Source organism: Actinoplanes sp. DH11 (genome assembly GCF_020873875.1).
In the GTDB taxonomy this organism is placed as follows: domain Bacteria; phylum Actinomycetota; class Actinomycetes; order Mycobacteriales; family Micromonosporaceae; genus Actinoplanes.
In genome coordinates this window covers 98,347-120,899 of the sequence record NZ_JAHWGU010000016.1, presented here as the reverse complement: position 1 = coordinate 120,899, position 22,553 = coordinate 98,347, and the positions used below count along the sequence as shown (strand labels likewise).

25 protein-coding genes are annotated in these 22,553 nt (G+C 73.2%); 12 read left to right on the top strand and 13 right to left on the bottom strand.

Features of this window, described 5'->3' with window-relative positions; all coding sequences use genetic code 11:
- Positions 1–137 precede the first annotated feature (137 nt).
- Positions 138–3,434 (bottom strand): hypothetical protein, encoded by a 3,297-nt coding sequence (locus LPA41_RS23410; RefSeq protein WP_229072901.1) that lies wholly within the window; start codon positions 3,432–3,434, stop codon positions 138–140.
- Positions 3,435–3,629: 195 nt separating this feature from the next.
- Positions 3,630–4,649 carry an NADP-dependent oxidoreductase gene (locus LPA41_RS23405; RefSeq protein ID WP_229072900.1) on the bottom strand — a complete coding sequence of 340 codons (1,020 nt, stop codon included), beginning with the start codon at positions 4,647–4,649 and terminating at the stop codon, positions 3,630–3,632.
- A 103-nt stretch (positions 4,650–4,752) separates the two neighbouring features.
- On the opposite strand from LPA41_RS23405, the gene LPA41_RS23400 reads away from it, so the two are divergent.
- From LPA41_RS23400 to LPA41_RS23390, 3 genes are read left to right on the top strand one after another with little or no spacing between them, the layout of a single operon-like run.
- Entirely contained in the window at positions 4,753–5,388 is a 636-nt protein-coding gene (locus tag LPA41_RS23400) for a TetR/AcrR family transcriptional regulator (RefSeq protein ID WP_229072899.1), read from the top strand.
- 21 nt (positions 5,389–5,409) lie between these two features.
- Positions 5,410–6,162, top strand: coding sequence for an NADPH-dependent F420 reductase (locus LPA41_RS23395; protein WP_229072898.1), 753 nt, complete (start codon positions 5,410–5,412; stop codon positions 6,160–6,162).
- Positions 6,163–6,179: 17 nt separating this feature from the next.
- Positions 6,180–6,662, top strand: coding sequence for a molybdenum cofactor biosysynthesis protein (locus LPA41_RS23390; RefSeq protein WP_229072897.1), 483 nt, complete (start codon positions 6,180–6,182; stop codon positions 6,660–6,662).
- 22 nt (positions 6,663–6,684) lie between these two features.
- Here LPA41_RS23390 and LPA41_RS23385 read toward each other — a convergent pair whose 3' ends face one another.
- Positions 6,685–6,861: a hypothetical protein gene (locus tag LPA41_RS23385; RefSeq protein WP_229072896.1), complete on the bottom strand. Its 177-nt coding sequence runs from the start codon at positions 6,859–6,861 to the stop codon at positions 6,685–6,687.
- Between the two features lie 143 nt (positions 6,862–7,004).
- On the opposite strand from LPA41_RS23385, the gene LPA41_RS23380 reads away from it, so the two are divergent.
- The 3 genes from LPA41_RS23380 (at position 7,005) to LPA41_RS23370 (ending at position 9,048) form a co-directional block, all read left to right on the top strand.
- Positions 7,005–7,337 (top strand): ArsR family transcriptional regulator, encoded by a 333-nt coding sequence (locus tag LPA41_RS23380; RefSeq protein ID WP_229072895.1) that lies wholly within the window; start codon positions 7,005–7,007, stop codon positions 7,335–7,337.
- A gap of 13 nt (positions 7,338–7,350) precedes the next feature.
- The gene (locus tag LPA41_RS23375) at positions 7,351–7,842 is read left to right on the top strand and encodes an SRPBCC domain-containing protein (protein WP_229072894.1); all 492 of its coding nucleotides are present in this window, start codon (positions 7,351–7,353) and stop codon (positions 7,840–7,842) included.
- 111 nt (positions 7,843–7,953) lie between these two features.
- Positions 7,954–9,048 (top strand): methyl-accepting chemotaxis protein, encoded by a 1,095-nt coding sequence (locus LPA41_RS23370; RefSeq protein ID WP_229072893.1) that lies wholly within the window; start codon positions 7,954–7,956, stop codon positions 9,046–9,048.
- Between the two features lie 76 nt (positions 9,049–9,124).
- Here the strand turns inward: LPA41_RS23370 and LPA41_RS23365 are convergent, their stop codons facing one another.
- The 8 genes from LPA41_RS23365 to LPA41_RS23330 all read right to left on the bottom strand — a co-directional run bounded on the left by LPA41_RS23365 (position 9,125) and on the right by LPA41_RS23330 (position 14,874).
- Positions 9,125–10,195, bottom strand: coding sequence for an LCP family protein (locus tag LPA41_RS23365; RefSeq protein ID WP_229072892.1), 1,071 nt, complete (start codon positions 10,193–10,195; stop codon positions 9,125–9,127).
- 69 nt (positions 10,196–10,264) lie between these two features.
- The gene (locus LPA41_RS23360) at positions 10,265–10,939 is read right to left on the bottom strand and encodes a DUF6766 family protein (RefSeq protein WP_229072891.1); all 675 of its coding nucleotides are present in this window, start codon (positions 10,937–10,939) and stop codon (positions 10,265–10,267) included.
- 87 nt (positions 10,940–11,026) lie between these two features.
- On the bottom strand, positions 11,027–11,398 hold the full coding sequence (locus tag LPA41_RS23355; protein ID WP_229072890.1) for a hypothetical protein: 372 nt from the start codon (positions 11,396–11,398) through the stop codon (positions 11,027–11,029).
- Positions 11,399–11,417: 19 nt separating this feature from the next.
- On the bottom strand, positions 11,418–12,026 hold the full coding sequence (locus LPA41_RS23350; protein ID WP_229072889.1) for a TetR family transcriptional regulator: 609 nt from the start codon (positions 12,024–12,026) through the stop codon (positions 11,418–11,420).
- A 55-nt stretch (positions 12,027–12,081) separates the two neighbouring features.
- On the bottom strand, positions 12,082–12,810 hold the full coding sequence (locus LPA41_RS23345; RefSeq protein WP_229072888.1) for an ABC transporter permease: 729 nt from the start codon (positions 12,808–12,810) through the stop codon (positions 12,082–12,084).
- A 16-nt stretch (positions 12,811–12,826) separates the two neighbouring features.
- The gene (locus tag LPA41_RS23340; RefSeq protein WP_229072887.1) at positions 12,827–13,543 is read right to left on the bottom strand and encodes an ABC transporter ATP-binding protein; all 717 of its coding nucleotides are present in this window, start codon (positions 13,541–13,543) and stop codon (positions 12,827–12,829) included.
- A 33-nt stretch (positions 13,544–13,576) separates the two neighbouring features.
- Entirely contained in the window at positions 13,577–14,212 is a 636-nt protein-coding gene (locus LPA41_RS23335; RefSeq protein ID WP_229072886.1) for a phosphoribosyltransferase, read from the bottom strand.
- Positions 14,209–14,874, bottom strand: coding sequence for a dienelactone hydrolase family protein (locus LPA41_RS23330; RefSeq protein WP_229072885.1), 666 nt, complete (start codon positions 14,872–14,874; stop codon positions 14,209–14,211). Before LPA41_RS23330 ends, LPA41_RS23335 begins: the two co-directional genes overlap by 4 nt.
- Positions 14,875–14,987: 113 nt before the next feature.
- On the opposite strand from LPA41_RS23330, the gene LPA41_RS23325 reads away from it, so the two are divergent.
- On the top strand, positions 14,988–15,374 hold the full coding sequence (locus tag LPA41_RS23325; protein ID WP_229072884.1) for a hypothetical protein: 387 nt from the start codon (positions 14,988–14,990) through the stop codon (positions 15,372–15,374).
- A gap of 39 nt (positions 15,375–15,413) precedes the next feature.
- On the opposite strand, the gene LPA41_RS23320 is transcribed toward LPA41_RS23325, so the two are convergent.
- Positions 15,414–16,013 (bottom strand): ANTAR domain-containing protein, encoded by a 600-nt coding sequence (locus LPA41_RS23320; protein WP_229072883.1) that lies wholly within the window; start codon positions 16,011–16,013, stop codon positions 15,414–15,416.
- Positions 16,014–16,274: 261 nt separating this feature from the next.
- On the opposite strand from LPA41_RS23320, the gene LPA41_RS23315 reads away from it, so the two are divergent.
- On the top strand, positions 16,275–16,979 hold the full coding sequence (locus tag LPA41_RS23315; protein ID WP_229072882.1) for a GAF and ANTAR domain-containing protein: 705 nt from the start codon (positions 16,275–16,277) through the stop codon (positions 16,977–16,979).
- 182 nt (positions 16,980–17,161) lie between these two features.
- A complete protein-coding gene (locus LPA41_RS42495; protein WP_304523793.1) occupies positions 17,162–19,081 on the top strand; it encodes a phosphatase PAP2 family protein in 1,920 nt (639 codons plus the stop codon).
- A gap of 198 nt (positions 19,082–19,279) precedes the next feature.
- Here LPA41_RS42495 and LPA41_RS23300 read toward each other — a convergent pair whose 3' ends face one another.
- Positions 19,280–20,038: a DeoR/GlpR family DNA-binding transcription regulator gene (locus LPA41_RS23300; RefSeq protein ID WP_229072881.1), complete on the bottom strand. Its 759-nt coding sequence runs from the start codon at positions 20,036–20,038 to the stop codon at positions 19,280–19,282.
- 58 nt (positions 20,039–20,096) lie between these two features.
- Between LPA41_RS23300 and LPA41_RS23295 the strand changes: the two genes are divergently transcribed.
- Genes LPA41_RS23295 through LPA41_RS23285 form a run of 3 tightly spaced genes read left to right on the top strand, consistent with a single transcriptional unit; the run spans position 20,097 to position 22,519 of the window.
- Positions 20,097–20,483, top strand: coding sequence for a DUF4406 domain-containing protein (locus LPA41_RS23295; protein ID WP_229072880.1), 387 nt, complete (start codon positions 20,097–20,099; stop codon positions 20,481–20,483).
- Positions 20,480–21,142, top strand: a complete 663-nt coding sequence (locus LPA41_RS23290) for an NUDIX domain-containing protein (RefSeq protein WP_229072879.1) — start codon at positions 20,480–20,482, stop codon at positions 21,140–21,142. Before LPA41_RS23295 ends, LPA41_RS23290 begins: the two co-directional genes overlap by 4 nt.
- 45 nt (positions 21,143–21,187) lie before the next feature.
- A complete protein-coding gene (locus LPA41_RS23285; protein WP_229072878.1) occupies positions 21,188–22,519 on the top strand; it encodes a prolyl oligopeptidase family serine peptidase in 1,332 nt (443 codons plus the stop codon).
- The last annotated feature ends 34 nt before the right edge of the window (positions 22,520–22,553 follow it).

Genomic DNA, 22,553 nt, shown 5'->3' with positions numbered 1-22,553 from the left:
GGCCGGGCTTCGAGCTGGGCCGGGCCCTCGATCTGAGGCTGGACCCGTTTCAGGGCTGGACCAGGCGTGGGGCCGGACCTGGCCTGGGTCGGACCCGGGCCAGCCTTGGGCGGGCGCCCATGAAGGCGAGCATGCGGTCAGTCCCAGGTGGGCACCCACCACTGCCAGCCGGTGGGGGCGAGCGGCCAGCCGGGATCGGGGCGCCACCCCTCGGGCGGGTACCAGCCCTCCGGGGGCACCGGCCAGCCCGGCGGCACCGCGAACTTGATGCCGGTGGGTGCGCCCGGGATTGGCGGGTGTGGGTTCGGTTCGGGCTGTGCGGAGACCGGTGCGGCAGCGGTCATGGTGCCCGGCGCGGCGGGCTGGGCGGAGATCGGCGCGGCGGAGGGCTGGCCGGGGATCGGCCCGGGCTGAGCGGGCATCGGCCCGACCGGCCGGGTGAGGAGCGACGCGGCGGGCTGGTCCGAGGACTGGTCGGCGCGCTGAGCGGACAACGGCCCGGCCGGCTGGGTGAGGAGCGACGTGGCGGGCTGGCCCGAGGACTGATCGGCGGGCTGGGCTGAAGTCTGCGCGGCCGGTGGGGCGGAGACCGCGGCGGCGGAGGGGCGGGAGTTCAGCGCCGTGGTCGTGGTGGCGCCCGGGAGACGGTCGGCGTTGCCTGCCACGACGGCGGCCAGGGCGGGGATCACCGTGGTCTCGGCGATGCCGTCGTGGTCGCCGGTGGGGCTCGCCGGGTGCGGGAACGCCTCCGCCGGGGTGCTGTCGCCGCCGGGCGCGGGTGGCGCCGAGGCAGGCATCGCGGACAGCGGCGACCCCGGTGCCCCCAGGGGACCGGACGACCTGGCCGCGGGCGGCGCGGAAACCTGGGCCGAGCCTGCGGTGGCCGGACGGGTGGCTCCGGCTTCAGCGGGCGATCCGGTCGCCGGGTCCGCGTGCGGGTCGAGGCGCGGGGATGCGAGCGGGTCGAGGCGCGGGGATGCGGGCGGGTCGAGGCGCGGGGATGCGGGCGGGTCGAGGCGCGGGGATGTGCTGCCCGGCAGGGAACCGGTGGAAGGAAGCGTGGGCAGGGCCGACGAGTCCGGGGAGGCCCAGGCCGGGACGGCGGTGTTCGGTGCGGCCCAGCTCGGCACGGCGTTGCCGGGTTCGGCCAGGGTGGGTGCCGATTCGCCGGCGGCAACCCAGCTGGGTACCGGCTCGTTCGGGGTGGCCCAGCTCGGCACCGGCTCCCCGGGGGTTGCCCAGCTCGGGACGGGCCCGGCCTGGGCCGCCCAGCTCGGCACCGACTCGCCGGGAGCGGCCCAGCCCGGGGCCGGCTCGTTCGGGGCGGACCCGCCCGGGGACGGCTCGCCCGACGCCGGTCGGCTCGAGGACCGCTCGCCGGGCACGGCACCGCCCGGGATGGACTCTCTCGGGATGGACTCTCCCGGTGCGGCCCAGCTCGGAGTCGGCTCGCCCGGTGCGGCCCAGCTCGGAGTCGGCTCGCCCGGTGCGGCCCAGCTGGGAGTGGGCTCGCTCGGTGCGATCCAGCTCGGTACCGACTCGGCGGTGGCCCAGCTCGGTGTCGCGGAGGGGAGTTCGCCGCCGGCCGGGCGCACCGGCAGGGAGCCCCGGCTGGGCTCGGGATCCCGGGCGAACGTGTCGCGAGCTGAGGTGTCGCGGCTAGAAGTGTCACGGCTGAAGGTGTCACGGCTGGAGGTGTCACGGCCCGAGGTGTCGCCGCGGCCCGAGGTGTCGCGCGTGAAGGTGACGTCGGGGCGGGCCTGACCAGAATCGGACACGGGCCCACGAGCTTGGGCGGCCTCGGCAGCTGCGCCGCGTGACTGGGCAGGATCAGCAACCGCCCCGCGTGACTGAGCGGCATCGACCGGAAGGCCTCGGGACGGCGCGGACCCGGCCGGGAAGCCCCGGGACTGGCCCGCGTCACCCGGGAAACCGCGGGACTGGCCGGTGTCGGCCGGGAGGCCCTGGGACTGCGCGGCGTCGGCCGGGAGGCCCCGGGACTGGCCGGGATCGGGCGAGAAGCCGCGGGACTCGGCGGGCGAGGGCCGGGATTGGCCGGGGTCGGGAGTGGCGGGCCGGGACTGGGCGGAGTCGGCGATCAGGCCGCGGCCGAGACCCGCGTCGCTGGCGATGCCCAGGCGCAGGCCGGCGGACCGGCCGGCGGTGGCCCACGTCTCGCCGGACGGCTGCGCCCAGCTCGGCGGGGTGTCGTCGCGGGTGGCCCAGCTCGGCACCGGCTCCGACCCCGGGGTCTGGCCCGGGGACGCTTCACCGGGCGAGGTCCAGGCCGGAGCCGTGCCGGGCTCCCCCTGCTGCGTCCAGGCGGGCGCGGCCGGAACCTGAGCCTGCTCCCCCTGCTGCGCCCACGCGGGCGCGGCCGGTCCCTGGCCCGAATCCCCCTGCTGGCTCCAGGCGGGCGCGGCCGGAACCTGGCCCGAATCCCCCTGCTGCGCCCATGCAGGCGCCGCCGGAACCTGGCCCGGCTCCCCCTGCTGCGCCCACGCGGGCGCGGCCGGGGCCTGGGCGGGTTCGCCGGGCTGCGTCCAGCTCGGGGTGATCCCTCCGGCCGGGCCGGGCGGCACGGCGGGTGTGGCCGGTCCCGTGGAGGTCGCACCCGGGGTGCCGGCCGCGGCCCGGCCGGAGGGGGACGGCGAGACCGGGGCTGCCGCGGGCTGGCGGCCCTGCCAGGCTTCCGGCAGGTCCTGGACCCGGGCGATGTAGAGCATCACGCTTGTCTCGCCGGCGTTGCCCTTCACCACGGCCCGGGCCGCGGTCAGCAGGCCCTGCTCGGAGAGGTGCCGGAGGGTGGGCAGCAGTTCGCCGCTCATCTTCGGGCTGAGGTCGCCGACCCGGGCGTCACCGAGCCGGACCTCGACGAGGTGGTCGGCCATCTCGTGCAGGGTCGCGTAGGCCCAGCACTCGCCCTCGGGGCGCAGCAGCGGGCGCAGCGCCTCGAGGAACTGCTGCTGGTTGTTGACCTGCACGGCCGAGCCGGAGGGCAGCAGCCGGTGGTCCTGGGCCGGCGGGTCGTTCGCCGGGACCAGCATGTGCGGTTCGGCGAGGTCGAGACGGATGGTGCCGACGAAGGCGGGGGGACGGCCGTCGTACTCGCCCCACTCTCGGCCGTGGATCTGGGCGTTCACCTCGGGCAGCAGGCCACGCTCGGTGAGCGAGGTGAGCACCTTGACGTACCGGGCGGCCTCGGGGCGCGGCAGGTGACCGAGCAGGGCGGCACCGGACCGGACGCCGACCGCGTTCCGGTCGTGGCGGTTGTTGCGGTCCGGTATGAGCTGCAGCGGGACGGTTATGTCGGTGCCCTGGGGGTCGAAGTCGGGGCCGAAGAGCGCACGTATCGCCTTGGCGTAGTGCGTCTCGCCGACCACCTCGGCACTTGCCCAGCCTGCTTGTCCCCAGAGTTGGAACCGATTCGCCACACGGGAACGCTAGTGTCTGCTTTCCGTCAGTGACCTCCGCCTAACGGGTGAGGGCGATCATCCGTACGTTCCGTATCCCGATCAAACGCGCCCAGCGACCGAATCACCGTTCAGGATCCGGCAAACCGGGATTCGTTACGCAGAGTGATTCCGAGTCCCGCTGCGAGCGGGACTCGGAGACCCGTACCGCAATGGTCAGGAACGGACAGTAGGCTCGTCGCCCACCTTGACCACCATCTTGCCGGTGTTCTCGCCGCGCATGACGCCGAGGAAGGCCTCCGGCGCGTTCTCCAGGCCCTCGACGACGGTCTCCCGCGCGGAGATGCGGCCCTCGCGCAGCCAGCCGCCGACCTCGGCGAGGAAGTCGGGCATCCGGTGGTTGTGGTTGCCGACGATGAAGCCGCGCAGGTTGAGCTCCTTGCCGACGGCGAGCGCCAGGTTGCGCGGCGCGGCCGGCGGGTTGACGTCGTTGTACTGCGCGATCGCACCGCAGAGCGCGACCCGGCCGAACTTGTTCAGCGAGCCGATCGCGGCCTCCAGGTGGTCGGCGCCGACGTTGTCGAAGTAGACGTCGATGCCGTCCGGCGCGGCGGCGCGCAGCTGCTCACGCACCGGGGCGTCCTTGTAGTTGAACGCCGCGTCGAAACCGAGGTCGTCGACGAGGTGGCGGACCTTCTCCGCGGAGCCGGCGCTGCCGATCACGCGCTTCGCGCCGCGCAGCTTGGCGATCTGGCCGACCACGCTGCCCACCGCACCGGCCGCACCGGAGACGAAGACGGTGTCGCCCTCGCGGAACTGCGCGATGTCGAGCAGGCCGACATACGCCGTGAGGCCGGTCATGCCGAGCAGCCCGAGGTACGCGGAGAGGGTCGGCGCGGCGGCCGGGTCCACGACGCGCACCCGGTTCGCGTCCGCCACCGCGTACTCCCGCCAGCCCAGACCGTGCGCGACCACCGCGCCCACCGGGATCTTCGCGGCGTTGGAGGCGACCACCTCGCCGATCGCGGCACCGTCCAGGGGCGCGCCGACCTCGAAGGGCGCGATGTAGGACTTGGTGTCGTTCATCCGGCCCCGCATGTACGGGTCGACGGACATGTAGATGTTGCGGATCAGCACCTGGCCGTCGCCGGGCGTGGGCGTCTCGAGCTCGGCGAACTCGAAGTTCTCGGCGGTGGGCCAGCCGGCGGGACGGGACGCGAGGCGGATCTCTTTCATCGAAGAAGCTCCTTGGGTACGGGCTGTCGTGGCTTCTCGACAGTATGTCGAGAAAGTCGACTCCGTGTCGACTCCTCGCTGTTAACCGCGTTACTGTGATCGCATGAGTCAACCGGGAAGGCGCCGTGGCCCCAGCAAGGGCGACCGGCGTGAGCAGGCGATCCTGGCGACCGCACGGGAGCTGCTGGCCCGCAAGCCGCTCGCCGAGATCACCATCGACGAGCTGGCGGCCGGCGCGGAGATCTCCCGGTCGAGCTTCTACTTCTACTTCGACTCGAAGCTGGCCGTGGTGGTCGCTCTGCTGCACGGCCTCACCGGCGAGCTGATGGCCGGCTCCGGGCCGTGGCTGGACGGCACCGGGCCGGACGAGGACGCACTGCGCCGCTCGCTGACCGGCCTCGCCGAGCTGTGGCGCAGCCACGGCCGCCTGCTCGCCGGTGCCCTGGCCGCCGCGCCCGGCTGCCCGCCGATCGCCGCGTGGCGCGCCGGCCTGCGTGACGCGCACGTGTCGCGGCTGGCCGCGCGCATCGAGCGGGACCGGGCTGCCGGGCTCGCACCCGGCGGGCCGGAGCCGGCGGTGCTCGCCGGCATGATCGACGACCTGCGGACGGCGACCTTCGCCGGTCCGGGTGAGATCTCCGACCGCCTGGTCGGCGACCTGGTCACGGTGGAACTGCGGATGCTGTACGGGGACCGGCCGGAACCCGGTGATTTGCCGAAACAGCGCTCGGACGGATGATCCGGCAGGCACCCTGAGGTCATGCGTATCGGTGTCATTGGGGCAGGTCGGCTCGGCGGCACTCTCGCCACGTGGTGCGCCGAGAGCGGGCACGACGTGGCGGTCACCTCACGTCACCCGGAACAACTGCGCGAGCGGCTGGACCGGATGAACGGGAGACTGCGGGTCATGTCGATCCACCAGGCCGCGTCCTTCGGCGAGGTGGTGCTCTTCGCGCCCAACTGGTCGTCGGCGAAGGAGGCCGTCGACCAGACCCGCAGTGCCCTCGCGGGCAAGGTCGTCATCGACGCCACCAACCCGGCCGACGAGGTGCCGAGCCCGCCGGCCGGCGCGTTCGCCGGCGCCTTCACCGGCAGCTTCCTCACCGGTGCCAGCACCAAGAGCACGCCGCTGATGGCGGCCGCGCTGACCGGACCGGCCGGCGAGGCCGGTGACCGGATGTTCGCCCACGCCGGTGGCAAGAGCAATCTGGAGACGCTCATCGAGTGGGCGCCCGGCGCGCACTGGGTCAAGGCGTTCAACACCATCCCGACCGATGTGCTGAGCCGGCGGCGCGGGCACGATCCCCTGATGGCCGAGTTCGTCTGCACCGACGAGCGGGACGCCCGGGAGACCGCCTGCCGGATCATCCGGGACCTGGGGTTCGCCCCGTTCTACGCCGGCGGCGCGAAGGCGGCCCGGCTGACCGAGACCGGCGGGCCGCTGCAGTCGTGCGAGGTGGACGTGAAGGACGCCACCGACGCGCTCGCCGAGGCGCTGTCCACGTTGCGCTGACACCTACACTCCCGGCCATGCCGGAGATCGTCGAACTGCTCGCCTCTCCCGTGCACCGTTTCGAGGGCCGGCCGTCAGACGGGCCGGCACCCGCCCCGGCGGGTGAGCTGACCGGCGAGATCCACATCCGGGCCGGCCTGGGCATCGTCGGCGACCGGTACTTCAATCACCCGGCGCACCGGGACGCGAGCGTCACGGTGATCGCGCGGGAGTCGCTGACGCCGGGGGTCGGCCTGGCTCAGGTTCGCCGGAACATCCTGGTCACCGGCATCGCCGTGGACGACCTGGTGGGTTCGGTGCTCACCCTGGACTCGGGCGACGGGCCGGTCCGGCTGCGGGTGCGGCGGCCGGCCAACCCGTGCGCCTGGATGGACGTGACGATCGGACCCGGCGCCTGGCGGGCGTTGCGCCGCCGGGGCGGGATCCGCTGCGTCCCGCTCAACGACGGGGTGCTGCGTGTGGGCCCGGTGGACGTGTCGGTCCGGCCGGACCCGGCGTAGCGGTCCCCGGGTCCGGCGCCGTTCAGGCGAGGGCGGCCTGCAGGGAGTTCAGCGGCTCGCGGCGGGCGCCCGCGCCGATCGCGCCCTCGTGGCCGTCGTGCCGCCAGCTGACCGGCCGGTCGTCCTCCCGGCGGCGCAACCACGCGGCGTGGGTGTCCCGGGTGGTCGGCGGGGTCGAGGTACCGATGCTCATGCTCATGACGACTCCTGTGTCGGCTCGATCAGCTGTGGATCCCCTTGATCGGCGGCACCGGGCCGGACAGCAGAGAACTTTCACCCGCGCTACCACTCTGCTACCGGAGGGGTTGCCGGGCGGGCGGTGGGCGACTAACGTACAACCACATGGTTGTAGGTGGACTCGCCGGGACGGAAGCGGACCGCGTCTTCCACGCGCTCGCCGACGCGACGCGGCGCGACATCCTGACCAAGGTGATCCGCTCCGGGAAGTCCGTCTCGGAGCTGGCCCAGCACTACCCGATGAGCTTCGCCGCGGTGCAGAAACACGTCGCGGTGCTGGAACGCGCGGCCCTGATCAGCAAGGTCCGGCGCGGACGGGAACAGATCGTGCACGGAGAGGTCACGGCGCTGCGCCGGGTGGCTCTCCTGCTTGATGCGTACGAGGAGATCTGGCGGCACCGCGCCGACCGGATCGCCGACATCCTGGACCAGGAGTGAAAGGAGACCGGTCATGCCGGTTGTCAGTTCGCACAAGGACGTGGACACACTCACGATGACGTTCGTCGCCGAGTTCGAGGCGAGCGTGGAACGGGTCTGGCAGGTCTGGGCGGACCCGCGCCGGCTGGAGCGCTGGTGGGGGCCGCCGACCTGGCCGGCCACCTTCGAGCGGTTCGAGTTCGAGCCCGGCGGGCAGGTCCGCTACTACATGACCGGCCCGGACGGCGAGAAGGCCCGGGGCTGGTGGACGATCACCGCGGTCGAGGCGCCGCACCGGCTGGAGTTCGACGACGGGTTCGCCGACGAGAACGCGGAACCGGTCGACCCGAAGGACGCCACGCACGGCGTCGTCACCCTGGAGACGGCCGGCGGCCGGACCCGGATGACCACGGTCTCCACGTTCACCAGCGCGGAACAGCTGGAACGGATGGCGGCGATGGGCATGGAGGAGGGCATGCGGGAGGCCCAGACCCAGATCGACGCGCTGCTCGTGGCCGGCGGGTAGCAGGGTCAGCAACCCGCATACGTAGGACGCTTGCGGCGGGTAGCGTCGGAGTTCCCTGCGAAGTGCCGGACGGGAGGCCGCCATGACGCCGATGACGGCCCCGCATGCGGCATGAGCTGGACGGCACGACTCCGGCACCCCGGCGGCACCGCCACCGGGGACGCGCAGCGGACGATCGACGAACTCACCGCGGCGCTGGCGGAGCGTGACGCCGAGCTGGAGCGGCTGCGCGCCGAACGGGACGCGCGGGCGCAGGTCGCCCAGGTCGAGCAGGTCCGGCTCAACCAGCGGCTGCGGCGGCGCGCCAAGGAGGCCATCGACGACACCGCCGAGGTGATCGGCGGCAAGCTCGAGGACGTGGTCGTCCAGGTCGGCGCGGCCCGGGACGCCGCGGCCGCCACCCAGGAGCGGGTCACCGTCACCAGCGACGCCGCCGAAGCGCTGGTGCGGCGGGCCCGCAGCGCGGACGAGGCGGCCACCGCTCTGAACGCGAGCCTGCGGCAGGTCGCCGGGATCGCCAGCGTGATCTCCGGCATCGCCTCGCAGACCCGGCTGCTCGCACTGAACGCGACGATCGAGGCGGTCCGGGCCGGCACGGCGGGCAGCGGGTTCGCGGTGGTGGCCGACGAGGTGAAAGGGCTGGCGGACACGACCGCCGACTCCACCGAGCAGATCACCAGCACGATCGCGGCGCTCGAGGCGGACGTGGCGCAGATGGGCGAGACCCTCAACGCGATCATCCGGGACGTCGGCGAGATCGAGGAGGCGATGCGTCAGCTCGGCGGGATCGCGGACCAGCAGAACGACATCGTGGTGCTGCTGCACCGCAGCGTGGACGCCACGATGGCGCAGATCGGCGATCTGTCGGACGTCGCCGAGCGGCTGGAGCGGCGGCGGCACGACCGGATACCGGTGCGGGGGACGGTCCGCCTCACCCTGCCGGCCCGGCCCGAGCCGGTCGGCGCCGAGCTGGTCGACCTGAGCGCGGACGGGCTGGGCTGCACGGTGCCGGGCCCGGCACCGCTGGCGGTCGGCGACCCGGTCCGCGCGGAGCTGGTCCTCGACGGCCTGCGCGGCGTGGCCGAGGCCCGGGTGGCCCGGCGGCTGCCCCGCGACGGCGCCGCCGAGATCGGCCTGGAGTTCGTCGACGTGCCGGAGTCGTTGCGCACCGGCATCGAGCGATACCTGAGCGGACTCGGGAACTGAGCGGGCTGGGGACCTCCAGCGGGCCGAGGAACTGAGCGGGCCGAAACCCCGCGCCTGGAGCCGGGCGGGATCGGGGTCAGGCGCCGGTCGTGCCGTCGAAGGCCGGGCGGGACACGAAGTAGCTCTCCATCGTGTCGGTGTGCAGGGCCGCGAAGAGGTCGGCGCACGCCTCCGGGTCGAGGCGGTTGGCGGTGCCCGCGGGGCTGCGCACGAAACCGTCGGACGGCAGCGTGGTGAACGACAGGTCGTCGGGGCGCAGCCCGGACAGGTCGCGGAACATGCCGACCAGGTTCATGCCCGAGTCGACCACCAGGGAGCCGGCGATCGCGGAGACGAACGCGTCCATCCTGATCGGGTTGGTGAGGATGCCCAGCGACGTCACCTTGCGGGCCAGCGCCCGCAGGTACTGCTGCTGCCTCTTGACCCGGTCGAAGTCGCCGTTGGGCAGGCCGTACCGCTGGCGGACGTAGACCTCGGCCAGCCGCCCGTCCAGGTGGTGCTTCCCGGCCCGGAAGGTCACCCCGGTCCGCTTGTCGTGCACCGTGCGCGCCACCGTGACGTCGACACCGCCCACCACGTCGGTGATTGTGCGGATGCCGGCGAAGTCGACGCGCACCACGTGATCGATCCGCAGACCGGTCAGGTGGCTCACCACCTGCACGACAAGCGGGGCGCCGCCCCAGGCGTACGCGGAATTGATCTTTGTCTTGCCGCCGGCCCAGCGACCGGCGACGGGCGGGACGAAGACGTACGAGTCGCGCGGGATCGAGACCACCGAGGCGGCCGAGCCGGTCCCGTCGACGTGCACCAGCATGATGGTGTCGCTGCGGGACTGCCCCGCGGTCCAGCCCTTGCGCGTGTCGACCCCGAGCACGAGGACGTTACGGGCCGCGGCCGCGGCGGCGCCGGGCACGACCGGGGGCGCGGAGGACGACGACCGCCGGAGCCAGGAGGTGTACTCCGGCTTCTCCGTGATGGCCGGCAGCGCCGCCGCCTCGCCGAGCACGTCGTCGCGTCCCACCAGGTCGTTGAACCGGTAGGCGAGGAACCCCGTGGTGACGGCGACCGGCCCGGCGACGAGCGCCAGCACGGTGAGCAACGAGATCAGGAACTTCCACCGGCGGGGCAGGCGCCTCCAACGCGACAACGGTGCACCTTCCGACGGCGGGACGCTGACACCCTCAAAGATCGGCAGGAACCCGGGAATCGCTGAGGATCAGCCCTCCACCCCGGTAGCGTCGTGGGCACTGCCCACCGGCTTCGACTCCGGTGAGCCACGTTGCCGCAGGTAGATCGAGAGGATCACCATCGAGGCGACGGCCAGCAGCTCGGACTGCCAGTTCTGCAGCGTCCGGTTCCAGAAGTCCGGTTCGGTGAGGTACCGCGCCCAGGTGACCGGCTCCTGGAGGTCACGCAACTGCTCCTCGTTGAACGCGGCCACCCCGGCGATCGACTGGGTCAGCCAGGAGAGCAGGAAGAGCGTACCCATGACCAGGCCCAGCGAGTTCGCGAAGAGGGTGCCCCGCAGGCCACCGAGGCGCGCCCAGCGCGGCGAGGCGTCCGTGGCGAACGCGCCCACCTTCTGCTCCTTGTCGGAGCCGCGGCCCTCGCTGCCCAGCTCCTTCGACTCGGGCGAGCCCTTCTGCACGAGCCAGACGGTCAGAAAGATATAGAGGAAGAACTGGAGGTACTCGCTCTGCCAGTTCTCCGCGACGTCGACCGCGAAGCTGGCCGACGTGAGGTAGCGGCCCATCGGGACGGGCTCCATCCCGGCCGCCAGCTGCTGCTGGTTGTAGTCGGCGTGACCGGCGAAAGCCTGGCCGACGAGCACGACGAGGAACAGCAGTCCGAAGACCAGGCCGAGCGAGTTCTCCCGGAGGAACCTCTTCACCGGTGCAGCACCCCCAGCGTCACGAGGTAGGCGAGCCCGCCCAGAACCACGAACAGAAGCAGCCAGAACTGGAATCTCATCGTCACCTCAGTCCGTGACGGCGCAGTCGTAGGGGCGGTCACCGCGCGCTGTGCAACCGGCCGCGACGACCCGCCAGCCACCGGGGAACATGCCGAGGAACACCGATTCGGTGCCGAGCCGGACGAGCGCGCGTTGCCCGTACACCTGGGTGTCGGTCACCGGCGACGGCGCCGGCAGCGATGCGTTCAGGATGTCCTCCGCGCAGGTCTCGCCCATCTTGTCGCGGACCGCCGGAGCGAGGGCGTCGCAGGCGGCCGCGCCGTCCCGGTCGGCGACCGCCCGCAGGAAGGCGGACGCCGTTTCCGCGGCGGCCGGATCGTCGGCGGGGGCGCACCCCACGAGCGCGACCAGGCACAACGGGACGAACAGCAGGCGCATTCCGGGCGAGTGCCCCTTCTCAGCCCGGCGGAAACACCCCGGGAAGGTCACCGGTCAGGTACCGCTGCACGGCCGGGCCGATCGCGGCCACCACCACCTCGGGCGGCGCGGACGCCAGCGGTTCCACCTTCACCACGTAACGGGCCATCGCCATCCCCACCATCTGGCTGGCCGCGAACGTCACGCGCAGCGCGCCCTCCGCCGGGTCCAGGCCCAGCCGGGGCACCGCGCGCCGCAGGATCTGGGTGAGGATGAACTCCCGGAACAGCCGGGTGGTCCACTCGTTGCCGGCCACCGAACGCAGCAGCGCCACACCGGCCGCGCCCGCCGGGCCGTCCCAGATCTCCAGGAAGAGCCGGACGAACCGCTCACCGATCTCGGTGCGCTCCCCCGCCGCCGCCTCGGCGATCAGTTCGAGCGGGTTCATCGGCGCGTTCATGCTCGCCAGGAAGAGCTTGTCCTTGGTGCCGAAATAGTGGTGCACCAGCGCCGGGTCGACACCGGCCCCGGCCGCGATGCCGCGGATCGAGGCGCCGTCGAACCCCTTCTCGGCGAACGCGGCGCGCGCGGCGCCGAGGATCGCCTCGCGGGTGTCCGGGTTGCCGGGACGGCGTCCGGTCCGTCGCACTCCTGCACACCCCCATCGCGTACGCCCTCGCGCCCGCACCCCTCACGAGAAGGTGTCAGACGGTCCGCCGGCGCAGGGTCGCCGCACCGAGGACGAGGGCCACCACGACCGCGCCGAGCACCACGATCAGATCACGCCACATGGTGGCTGTCGCGTCGGCGTGCGCGCCCACCTCGGTCAGCGCCTCCACCGAGTACGACATCGGCAGCACGTTGCTGATCGCCTGCAACCAGCCGGCCATCTCGTCGCGCCGCACGAAGAGCCCGCAGAGCAGCAGTTGCGGCGCCACGACGACCGGCATGAACTGCACGGCCTGGAACTCGGTCCGCGCGAACGCGCTGCACAGCAGGCCGAGCGCGACCCCGAGCACGGCGTTGGAGACCGAGATCAGCACCACCAGGCCGGCGCTGCCCGCGGTCGTCAGCCCGAGCAACGTGTAGGCCACCGCGGCCGCGACGCCCGCCTGCACCGCCGCGGCCAGCCCGAACGCCACCCCGTAGCCGAACAGCAGGTCCAGCTTGCCGACCGGGGTGGTGAAGAGCCGTTCCAGGGTGCCGCTGGTGCGCTCCCGGAGCATCGCGATGCTGGTGATCAGGAACATCACCGTGAACGGGAAGACGCCCAGCATGGACAGGGCGATCCGGTCGAACGCGCCGGGGCGCCCCTCGTACATGAAGTAGATCAGTGTGATGAGCAGCGTGGGCACCACGACGATCAGCGCGATGGTGCGCGGGTCGTGCCGCAGCTGGCTCAGGATCCGCCGGATCGTGCCCACCAGGATCATGCCGCCACCTCCGCGATCATGCCGCCACCCGGCCGCGGATGAGCCGGAGGAACGCCTGGTCGAGGTCATCGGTGCCGGCGGCGGCCCGCACGGCGGCCGGGGTGTCGTCGGCGATCAGCACACCCTCGCGGACGAGCAGCAGCCGGTCGCAGCGGCCGGCCTCGTCCATCACGTGACTGGAGACGAGCACGGTGGCGCCCTCGGCGGCGAGGCGGCGGAAGTGCGCCCAGAGCTCGTCGCGCAGCAGCGGGTCCTGCCCGACGGTCGGCTCGTCGAGCACCAGCACCTCGGGCCGGCCGACGATCGCACAGGCCAGCGAAGCCCGGCTGCGCTGGCCGCCGGAGAGGTTCGCGACGAGCTGCCCGGCGTGACCGGTCAGGCCGACCGTCTCGATCGCCCGGTCGGCGGCGCTCGCCCCCAGCCGGTACAGCCCGGCGAAGTAGCGCGCGTTCTCCCGGACGGTCAGGTCGGCGTAGACGCTCGGTGCCTGCGTCACGTAACCGACCTTGTGGCGCAGCCGGGGCGAGCCGGCCGGGTGCCCGAGCACGGTCACGGTGCCGGCGGCGACCACCTGCACGCCGACGATCGCGCGCATCAGCGTGGTCTTGCCGCTGCCGCTCGGCCCGAGCAGGCCGGTGACACTGCCCCGCAGCACGGCGCAGGCGAACCCGTCGAGCACGGTCCGCCTGCCTCGCCTGATCACGAGGTCCCTGACCTCGACAGCGGTATCCATGCCTGTCGACGGTAGGCCTCCGCCGAGGTCAATTCAACACCTGATGAATTCTGACAGCACCGTCGTCACGTCGGCGTCGGTGAGCTGGGCGAAATCCTCGTACCACTGCCCGACCGCGGTGAACCGCTCCGGCGCCGACACGCAGACCACCTCGGCCACCGCCGCCAAGGCGTCCCGGGCTGCCGGCGAGCAGACCGGCACCGCGAGAACCACACGGGCCGCACCGTGCCCGCGCAACCAGGCGATCGCGGCCCGGGCCGTCACACCTGTCGCCAGCCCGTCGTCGACGAGCACCACCTCCCGGCCGCCGACCTGCGGCGCCGGGCGGTCACCGCGGTAATCCCGGATCCGGCGGCGCAGCTCCGCCCGTTCCGCCGCCACGACCGGCGCCAGCTCGGCCTCCGTGACACCGGCAGAACGCAGGTTGACCGGGTCGAAGACCGGCGGGCCGTCCTCGGCGATCGCGCCCAGGCCGAACTCCGGGCGCCCCGGCGACCCGATCTTGCGGGCCACCACGATGTCCAGGCCGGCGCCGATCCGGGTGGCGACCCGCTCGGCGACCGGCACGCCGCCCCGGGGCAGACCCAGCACCAGGGCGCCGGCCAGGCCGAGATCGGCGACCCGCCCGGCGAGCGCGGCACCGGCCGCCCGGCGGTCCGCGAAGATCACTGGGAGACCGCCGTGGCCACGTGCATCTCGAAGAACCCGGCCGCCTCCTCCGAGACCTGGTCCAGAGCGCCCGGCTCGGAGAACAGGTGCGACGCGCCGGCGATCACCCGCAGCTCGGCGGTGATGCGCATGCTGTTGCGGGCCTGCTCGTTGAGGTCGAGCACCTCCGTGTCGTGCTCGCCGACCAGCAGCATCGTGGGCGCGCGCACCTCGATCAGCGCGGGACCGGCCAGGTCGGGGCGGCCGCCGCGGGACACGACCGCGCGTACCGCCTCGGGCCGGGCCGCCGCCGCGACCAGGGCCGCTCCCCCGCCGGTGCTCGCGCCGAACAACCCGATCGGCAGCGCAGCCGTCGGCGGATGGTCACGCACCCAGTCGATCAACCCGATCAGCCGGTCGGCGAGCAGGCCGATGTCGAAGCGCAGATGCCCGGTCCGGGCGTCGGCCAGCTCCTCCTCCGGCGTCAGCAGATCGGGCAGGAGGGTGGCGAACCCGTACTCGTGCAGTTCGGTCGCCACGATCTGATTGCGCGGGCTGTGCCGGGAGCTGCCGCTGCCGTGCGCGAAGAGGATCAGTCCGGCCGGGTGTTCCGGGAGCATGAGGTCGCCGTCCAGCAGTACACCGCCGATGTCGATCCGTTCCTGAGTACTCCAACTGGTCATGGGTCAGGAATACCCGTCTGAGCTGCGGATACGCTCCGGCGGTTTCTCCTCAGGCCGGACCGGGACGGACCGATCAGGAGGAGGAAGACCGCTCACCTCCAGTCGGAGCCGACATGTCCATATCCCGGTTGAACCGCAGCCAGCCGATGCCACCGGCGGTGCCCGCCCGGCCGGTGCGGGACCGTCACCCGCACACCCGCGAGGACGCCGCCTCGCTCACCGACCGGGACCGGGAGCTGATCCTCCAGGCCACCGGCCAGCGGATCGCACCGGGCGAGGTGAACGCCGGCTGGATCAACTCGCTCGCCACCGCGATCGCCGCCGACCGCGCCGCCGGACGGCTCGCACCCGGCCAGGAGGTGACACCCGCCTACCTCAAGGACCTGGCCCGCCGGTACGAGCAGGTGGGCGGCCGCAACCCGATAAGCGGCTACCTGGAACCGGCGCTGCGCCACCTCGCCCAGCACGGCGGCGGTGGCCGGCTCGACGTGAGCGCCTGAACCGCCCCCGTTTCGATCAGGCGCCCACGCCGGCCGGGATCAGGGTGCGCGCTGGGTCCGCCCGACGAGGGCGGCCGCGACGTCACGCAGCTTGCGGTTGCTGTCCTGGGAGACCTTGGTGAGGATGCCGAACGCCTCCTCGGCCGTGCACCGGCGCTCGCCCATGATGATCCCCTTGGCCTGCTCGATGACGGCTCGGCTCTCCATCGCGGCCCGCATGTGCTGGGCCCGGGACGCCGTGCTGTCGTAGAGGTGGGCGTTGGCGAGGGCGACCGCGGCGTACCGGACGAAGGTCTGCGTCAGGTGCACGCCGTCGTCGTCGAAACCGTCGTCGCCGGCGGTGTCCGGCACCGCGACGGTGGACCGGCCGGCGGCCGCCGCCAGCGACGGACCAGCACCCCGGGCGTACTGCTGCTCGTCGAGGCGCAGCACGGCCTCCGCGGTGGACGCCGCCGACCGGGCGTCGCCACCGCGAACCATCGTGATCGTCACCTGGGCGGCGCCCGGCAACGTCCGCCGGGCGAGGTCGGCGACCCGGTGCAGGACACCGTCCAGGTCGGTCTCGCCCAGCCGGATCGAGCCGAGTTCCGCGAAGATGCGGCCGATCTCCGTGCCGGAGTCGGTCAGGTCGTGCGCCATCAACGTCAGGAAGTCCCCGCAGCGGTCCGCGAACCGCGTCGGCGGGTCGCGTTCGGTGATCGGTGAGGCTGCCCGGGGAACGAGCCCCGGACCCGCGCCGCTGCTTGACGCCGGTCGGCCGGGAGTCGGGAGACGACTCCGGCCGCAGGACGCCGATGATACCGAAGAACCTCCGTCCACCGGACACCGGCGGCATCCCGGGAGCGTGCGCCGTCGGGGAAGTGACAGCACGGGTGGGCGCGGTGGAGAAGACTCGGTCTCATGACGACCGACCCGGCCGACACCGTCGCCGCGCTGCACGAGCTGGGCCGGATCAGTCTGGCCGGCACCGACCTCGACGGTGTTCTCGACCAGGTGGCGGCCCTCGCGAAACGGGCCGTGCCGGGATCCTGCGAGGTGTCGGTGACGCTGATCCGCGCCGCCGGCCCGCGGACCGTGGCGTGCACCGGTGACGCGGCGCTCTGGATCGACAAGTGGCAGTACGAGAACGACTGCGGCCCCTGCCTGCAGGCCGCCCGCGACCGCAGCACGCTCATCGTCGACGACGTCCGCGCCGAGGTGCGCTGGCCCGGCTGGCAGGACCACGCCGGCTCGGTCGGCGTGCACAGCGCACTCTGCGTGGGACTGCCCATCGAGGACACGGTGACCGGTGCCCTCAACGTCTACGCCACCGCGGCCCGGGTCTTCGACACCGACTCGGTGGTGCTGGCCGAGACCTTCGCCGGGCATGCGGCGATCTCCCTCGCCAACGCCCACCTGTACGACACGACCGCCACCGTGGCACGGCAACTGGAGGCCGCGCTGGCGAGCCGTGCCGTCATCGAGCAGGCCAAGGGCATCATCATGAGCCAGCGCCGGTGCACCGCCGAGGAGGCGTTCGGCATCCTCGCCAAGGCGTCCCAGGACGCCAACCGCAAACTCCGCGACGTGGCGGCGGCCTTGGTGGAGCGGACCGCCCGGCCCTGACGCCCTCGCCCGTGGATCCGCCGGGCGACCGCAGGAAGCCCGCCGACCCGCTCTCGCGGTCCGGTCCGCCGATCGTGGCGGTTTTGTTCACGCTCTCATCAGGAACCGTTGGCGCATTCTTCGCGCGCCGCCCGAAAGCTGAACATGATCTTGACCCTCGAGCATCACCGTGGAGCATCCGCATGAAACTCAGCCGCCGTACCCTGCTGCGCGCCTCCGCCGCCGGCACCGCCGGTGTGATCGCCGGCCCCGGTGTGCTCGCGCCCGCGGCACCCGGCGCGCTCGCATCCCCCGCGTCCGGTGCGACCACGCCCGCTGCGCCCGCATCCGCCCTGCCCGCCTTCGTCGACAGCTACCGGACCAACGTCACCGCCAACCTGACCGCGGAGACCAACGCCGCCGTCCGGATCCTGGCCGGCATGACGCAGGTCTGGTCCACCGGTACCGCCTGGAACACCGGCACCGTGCTCGACGAGGCGTTCCTGCGTGCCAACGTGCGCTACTGCGAGCGGACCACCCGGAACCGGACCGCCGCCGAGGCCGCCCGTGCGTTCGTCGTGGACCGCCAGCACCAGAGCTACTCGGTGATCGCCGGCCTCGGCCCGCTCGCCGACGTCTACAAGGCGGGCGCGCTCGCCGTCACCAGCATCACCTCGGCGCCCACCGGCACACCCGCCACCACGATCAGCGACGCGGTCCCGGCCGGTGCACCGGCTGGCTCGGCGATCGGCGCCGGCTCGCCGGCCTCCGCGCTCGGCTCGGTGGTGACGCTCGTCAACACGCTGCGCGGCGGCTTCTCCTCCGGCAACCCGGCGAAGTTCGCCTACCAGTACCCGCGGCCGTGGCGGATGAACGACGACAGCGAGGTCGTCCCCACCGGCGCGGTCGACGCGCTCGGCTACCCGGTCTACGACTCCGGCACCGTTGTCGTGCCGGCCCTGCTGCGCCAGCGCAGCACCAACCCGGCCGAGGACGGCGGCTACGTCAGCGGCCACACCAACGCGCTGTACCTCGCCTCGATCGCGCTCGCCTACGCCGTGCCCGAGCGGTTCCAGGAGATGATCACGGCGGCCTACGATCTGGCCGAGACCCGGATCGTCGCGGGCATGCACTCGCCGGTCGACGTGATCGGCGGCCGGATCCTGGGCACCGCGCTCGCGGCGGCGATCCTCGGCGACCCGGCCAACGCCACGCTCAAGGCCGAGGCGCGCGCGCAGGCGCTGGCCTACTTCCAGGACCGGGTGGGTGCGGACGTGTTCGGCTACGCGCACGCCACGATCGCCGGGACCTCCGCCGACGCGTACGCGGACCGCTCCCGCAACGCCGCCACGGTGCGTCCCAAGCAGACGTACGGGCTCCCGCGCACCCGCAACCGGGCTCCCTTCGTCGTCCCCAAGGGTGCCGAGGCGCTGCTCGAGACCCGGCTGCCCTACCTGGACGCCGCCCAGCGCCGCGAAGTCCTGCGCACCACCGGCCTGGCCGCCGGCAACCCGCTGCTGGACGGCGGCGAGCAGTGGGGCCGGATCGACCTGTTCACCGCGGCCGACGGCTACGGCGCCTTCGACACCACCGTGGCGGTCGCGCTGGACGCGGCCGCCGGTGGGTTCGCCGCCGCCGACACCTGGCGCAACGACATCACCGGCCGCGGCGGCCTGATCAAACTGGGCTCCGGCACGCTGACCCTGACCGGCGACAACGACTACCGGGGCGGCACCACCGTCGCGCAGGGCACGCTCGTCGCGGACGCCAAGGGCGCGCTCGGCGACCGCGACGTCACGGTCACCGGCGGGACGCTGCGCCTGGCCGCGGAGAAGGTCCACATCGGCGGCGGCCTGCGGTTGGGCGCGGGGACGCTGGCGGCGACGGTACGGCCGCACGGCGCACCGCCGCTCACCGTGCACGAGGACGTGGTGATCGGCACGGACGCGGTGCTCGAGGTCGCCGTGAGCGAGCGCTTCCAGGACCGGGACAAGGCGCTCCCGGTGCTCAAGGCCCGCCGGGTCCGCGGCCGGGTCGGCCGGGTCGTGGTGACGACCCCCGGCTACCGGGCCGAGCTGGTCCAGCAGAACGACACGGTCGCGGTCCGCCTCCACAAGGCCTGACCGGGCGCACCGCCGCCGGCCGGGAGTGCCTGATTTCGCGGGCACTGAGCCGGCGGCGGCTCCGCGGGGGCGCCTGAGTTCGCGAGCGCTGAGCCGGCGGCGGCTCCGCCGGGGCGCATGAGCCGGCGGCGGGGAACGGCCCGGCGCACCCGCCTGGCCGGGCACCTCGGGCGGGGGACGTCGTGGCGGCCCGTACTCCTATGGGGCTTGAATGATCGGCGTGCCGGCGGCGCGCAGGCGGGTGAGCACCGGGTGGTCCTCGGGTGCGTCGGTGATTACGCCGCTGACCTCGGCCGGGCGCAGCACCAGGAAGGGTGAGGCGGCGCCGATCTTCTCGCTGCTGGCCAGGACGAAGACGTCGGCGGCGCGGGCGGCCAGGGTGCGTTTCATCGCGGCCTCGTCGGCGTCGCCGGTGGTCAGGCCCGCCTCGTCGTGGACGCCGGTGACGCCCAGCAAGAAGAGGTCGGCGGTCACCCGCTGGGCGGCCTCGGCGGCGGCCGCGCCGGAGGTGACCGCGGAGTGCTTGAAGAGGCGGCCGCCGAGCACGTAGACCTCGACGGCCGGGTGGCTGACCAGCGCGGCGGCCACGGTCGGGCTGTGCGTGACGATGGTGGCTGCCAGGTCGCGGGGCAGGGCGGCGGTCACGGCCAGCGCGGTGGTGCCGCCGTCGAGCAGGACCGTCGCGCCGGGCCGGATCAGGGCGGCGGCGGCGCGGGCGACCCGTTCCTTGCCGTCGGCGGCGACCGTGGTGCGGGTCGCGTAGTCGGCGACCGCCGGCGACACCGGCAGCGCACCGCCGTAGACCCGCTGGCAGAGGCCGGCCGTGGCCATCTCCCGCAGGTCGCGGCGGATGTTGTCCTCGGCCACGCCGAGTTCGGCCGCCACGTCCTTGGCCACCAGTTTGCCGTCGGCCTGGAGCCGGGTCAGTAGGTAATCGCGTCGCTCCGCCGCCAGCATTCCGTGTTTCCCCTCAAAGTTGTCGACTCTTGCGTGTTTCGAGTGTACGTTTCTCCCCGTGACGAAGCCAATGATGATCCTCATCGCAGGCCCGTACCGGTTCGGCACCGGTGACGACCCTGCCCTGCTGGCCGCCAACCTGGCCCGCCTGGAGGCAGCCGCGTGGCCGATCTTCCAAGCCGGCCACGTGCCGATGATCGGCGAATGGGTGGCGCTGCCGGTGCTGCGCGGCGCGGGCGCCACGAGCGTCAACGACCCGATCGCCGGACAGGTGCTCTACCCGGCCGCCGAGCGGCTGCTCGCACACTGCGACGCGGTGCTGCGCCTGCCCGGCGAGTCACGCGGCGCGGACCAGGACGTGGCGATCGCCCGGCAGCGCGGGATCCCGGTCTACGAACGCCTCGAGCAGATCCCCGGGGTCGCCACCGCCGGGATTCCGGCATGAGCCCGAGACCCGGCGTCGACGTGCCGGACGCGCGTGGCCGCACCGGGCTGGACCGGGCCGGGCGCGACCTGACCGGCAACCCGGACGTGGTGATCCGGGACGTGGAGTTGCTGGCGGCGGCGTGGCACGTGCTGCGGCGTACCACCTACGACTACCGGCGGCGGGACGGGTCGTGGAGCCGGGAGCAGCGGGAAACCTACGACCGGGGTGACGGCGCGACCGTGCTGCTCTACGACCCGGAGCGGCGGACGGTGCTGCTGACCAGGCAGTTCCGCTACCCGGTCTATGTGAACGGGCATCCGGACGGCACCTTCCTGGAGACGGCGGCGGGCCTGCTCGACGGCGACGACCCGGCCGCGGCCATCCGGCGGGAGGCGAGCGAGGAACTGGGCGTCGCGGTCGGTGCGCTGCAGCCGGTGTTCGCGGTCTGGACCAGCCCGGGGTCGGTGACCGAGCGGGTGCACTGTTTCGCGGCGCCGTACAGTCCGGAGTCCCGCGTCTCCGCCGGCGGCGGCCTGGCCGACGACGGCGAGGACATCGAGGCGGTGGAGCTGCCGTTCGACAAGGCGCTCGACATGATCCGCAGCGGCGAGATCGCCGACGCCAAGACGATCATGCTGCTGCAGTGGGCGGCCCTGGACGGACCGTTCCGCCCTTGACATCCATCGCGTCTGATCATTGGATTGTTACCAGGAGGTAACACCATGATCATTCGCCGGGGCCGGGTCGCCGCAGCGCTCGCCTTCTTCCTGCTGCTCGCCGTGCCAGGTTCGGCACCGGCCGCGGCCGCCGAACCCGCACCGGCGCCGGTGTGCACCGCACCCGTGCCCGGCGCCCCCGGCTACGTCGTCGCCGACCCGGACTGCGACCTCGACGGCACCCCGTTCGAGGCGCTGCCCGGCGCGCGGACCTGGACCGGCATCCGGGACGGCGCGGCCTACCGGATCGAGGTGCCGCAGCGGTGGAACGGGCGGCTCGTCGTCTACGCGCACGGCTTCCGGGGCAACGGCACCACCGTCTTCGTCGACGACCCGGCGCTGCGCGAGCACTACATCGCCCGCGGGTTCGCGTGGGCGGCCTCCAGCTACGCCGCCAACGGGTACAACGTGAACCAGGGCGTCACCGACACGCACGCGCTGCTCGACGTGTTCCGGCAGGTCACCGCGAAAGCCCCGCGCAAGGTCTACATCACCGGCGCGTCGATGGGCGGGCACGTCACCGCGGTCGCGATCGAACGGTTCCCGCGCTCCTTCGCCGGCGCGATGCCGACCTGCGGGGTGCTCGGGGACGTCGAACTGTTCGACTACTTCCTGGACACCACCGTCACCGCCGCCGCCCTCGCCGACGCCGAGATCAGCTTCCCGGCGGACCCGGCGACGTTCGGCGCGCAACTCGGCGCGATCCTGCCGGCGCTCGGCGTCACCCCGGGCCGGCCCCCGGCGCTGACCGCCGCCGGACGCACCTGGTCCGGCGTGGTGGAACGGCGCAGCGGTGGCGAACGGCCCGGATTCGACGCGGCGTTCGCCTACTGGAACACGGCGGCGCAGGGCGGCGTGCCGTTCCTGTTCGGCAACTACCCCAGCCTGACCGCCGGTTCGGTCGACAACCGGCGCACCGTCTACCGCTCCACCGACACCTGGTGGCCGCCCCGCACCGATCGCGAACTCAACGCCGACGTGCTCCGGGTACGCCGCACCACCACCGCCGACGTCCCGGTGATCGCCGGTCGGCCCCGGATCCCGGTGCTGTCGCTGCACGGCCTCGGCGACCTGTTCGTGCCGTTCTCGATGGAGCAGGAGTACGCGAAACGGGCCGGCTCCCGGCTCTTCGTCTCCCGGGCGATCCGCGACGTCAGCCACTGCGGCTTCACCCAGCCGGAACTCAAGCAGGGCTTCGACGACCTGGTCCGCTGGGTGGAGAACGGCCACCGACCGGCCGGCGACGCCATCCTGAACCGGCGCGCGGTGGCCGCACCGGACTTCGGGTGCCGGTTCACCGTGGGCGTCCGGGGCGGGTACGCCCCCTGCGGAGACTGACGACCGGGCGCGGCGGGTTGCGCTGCGCCCGGCT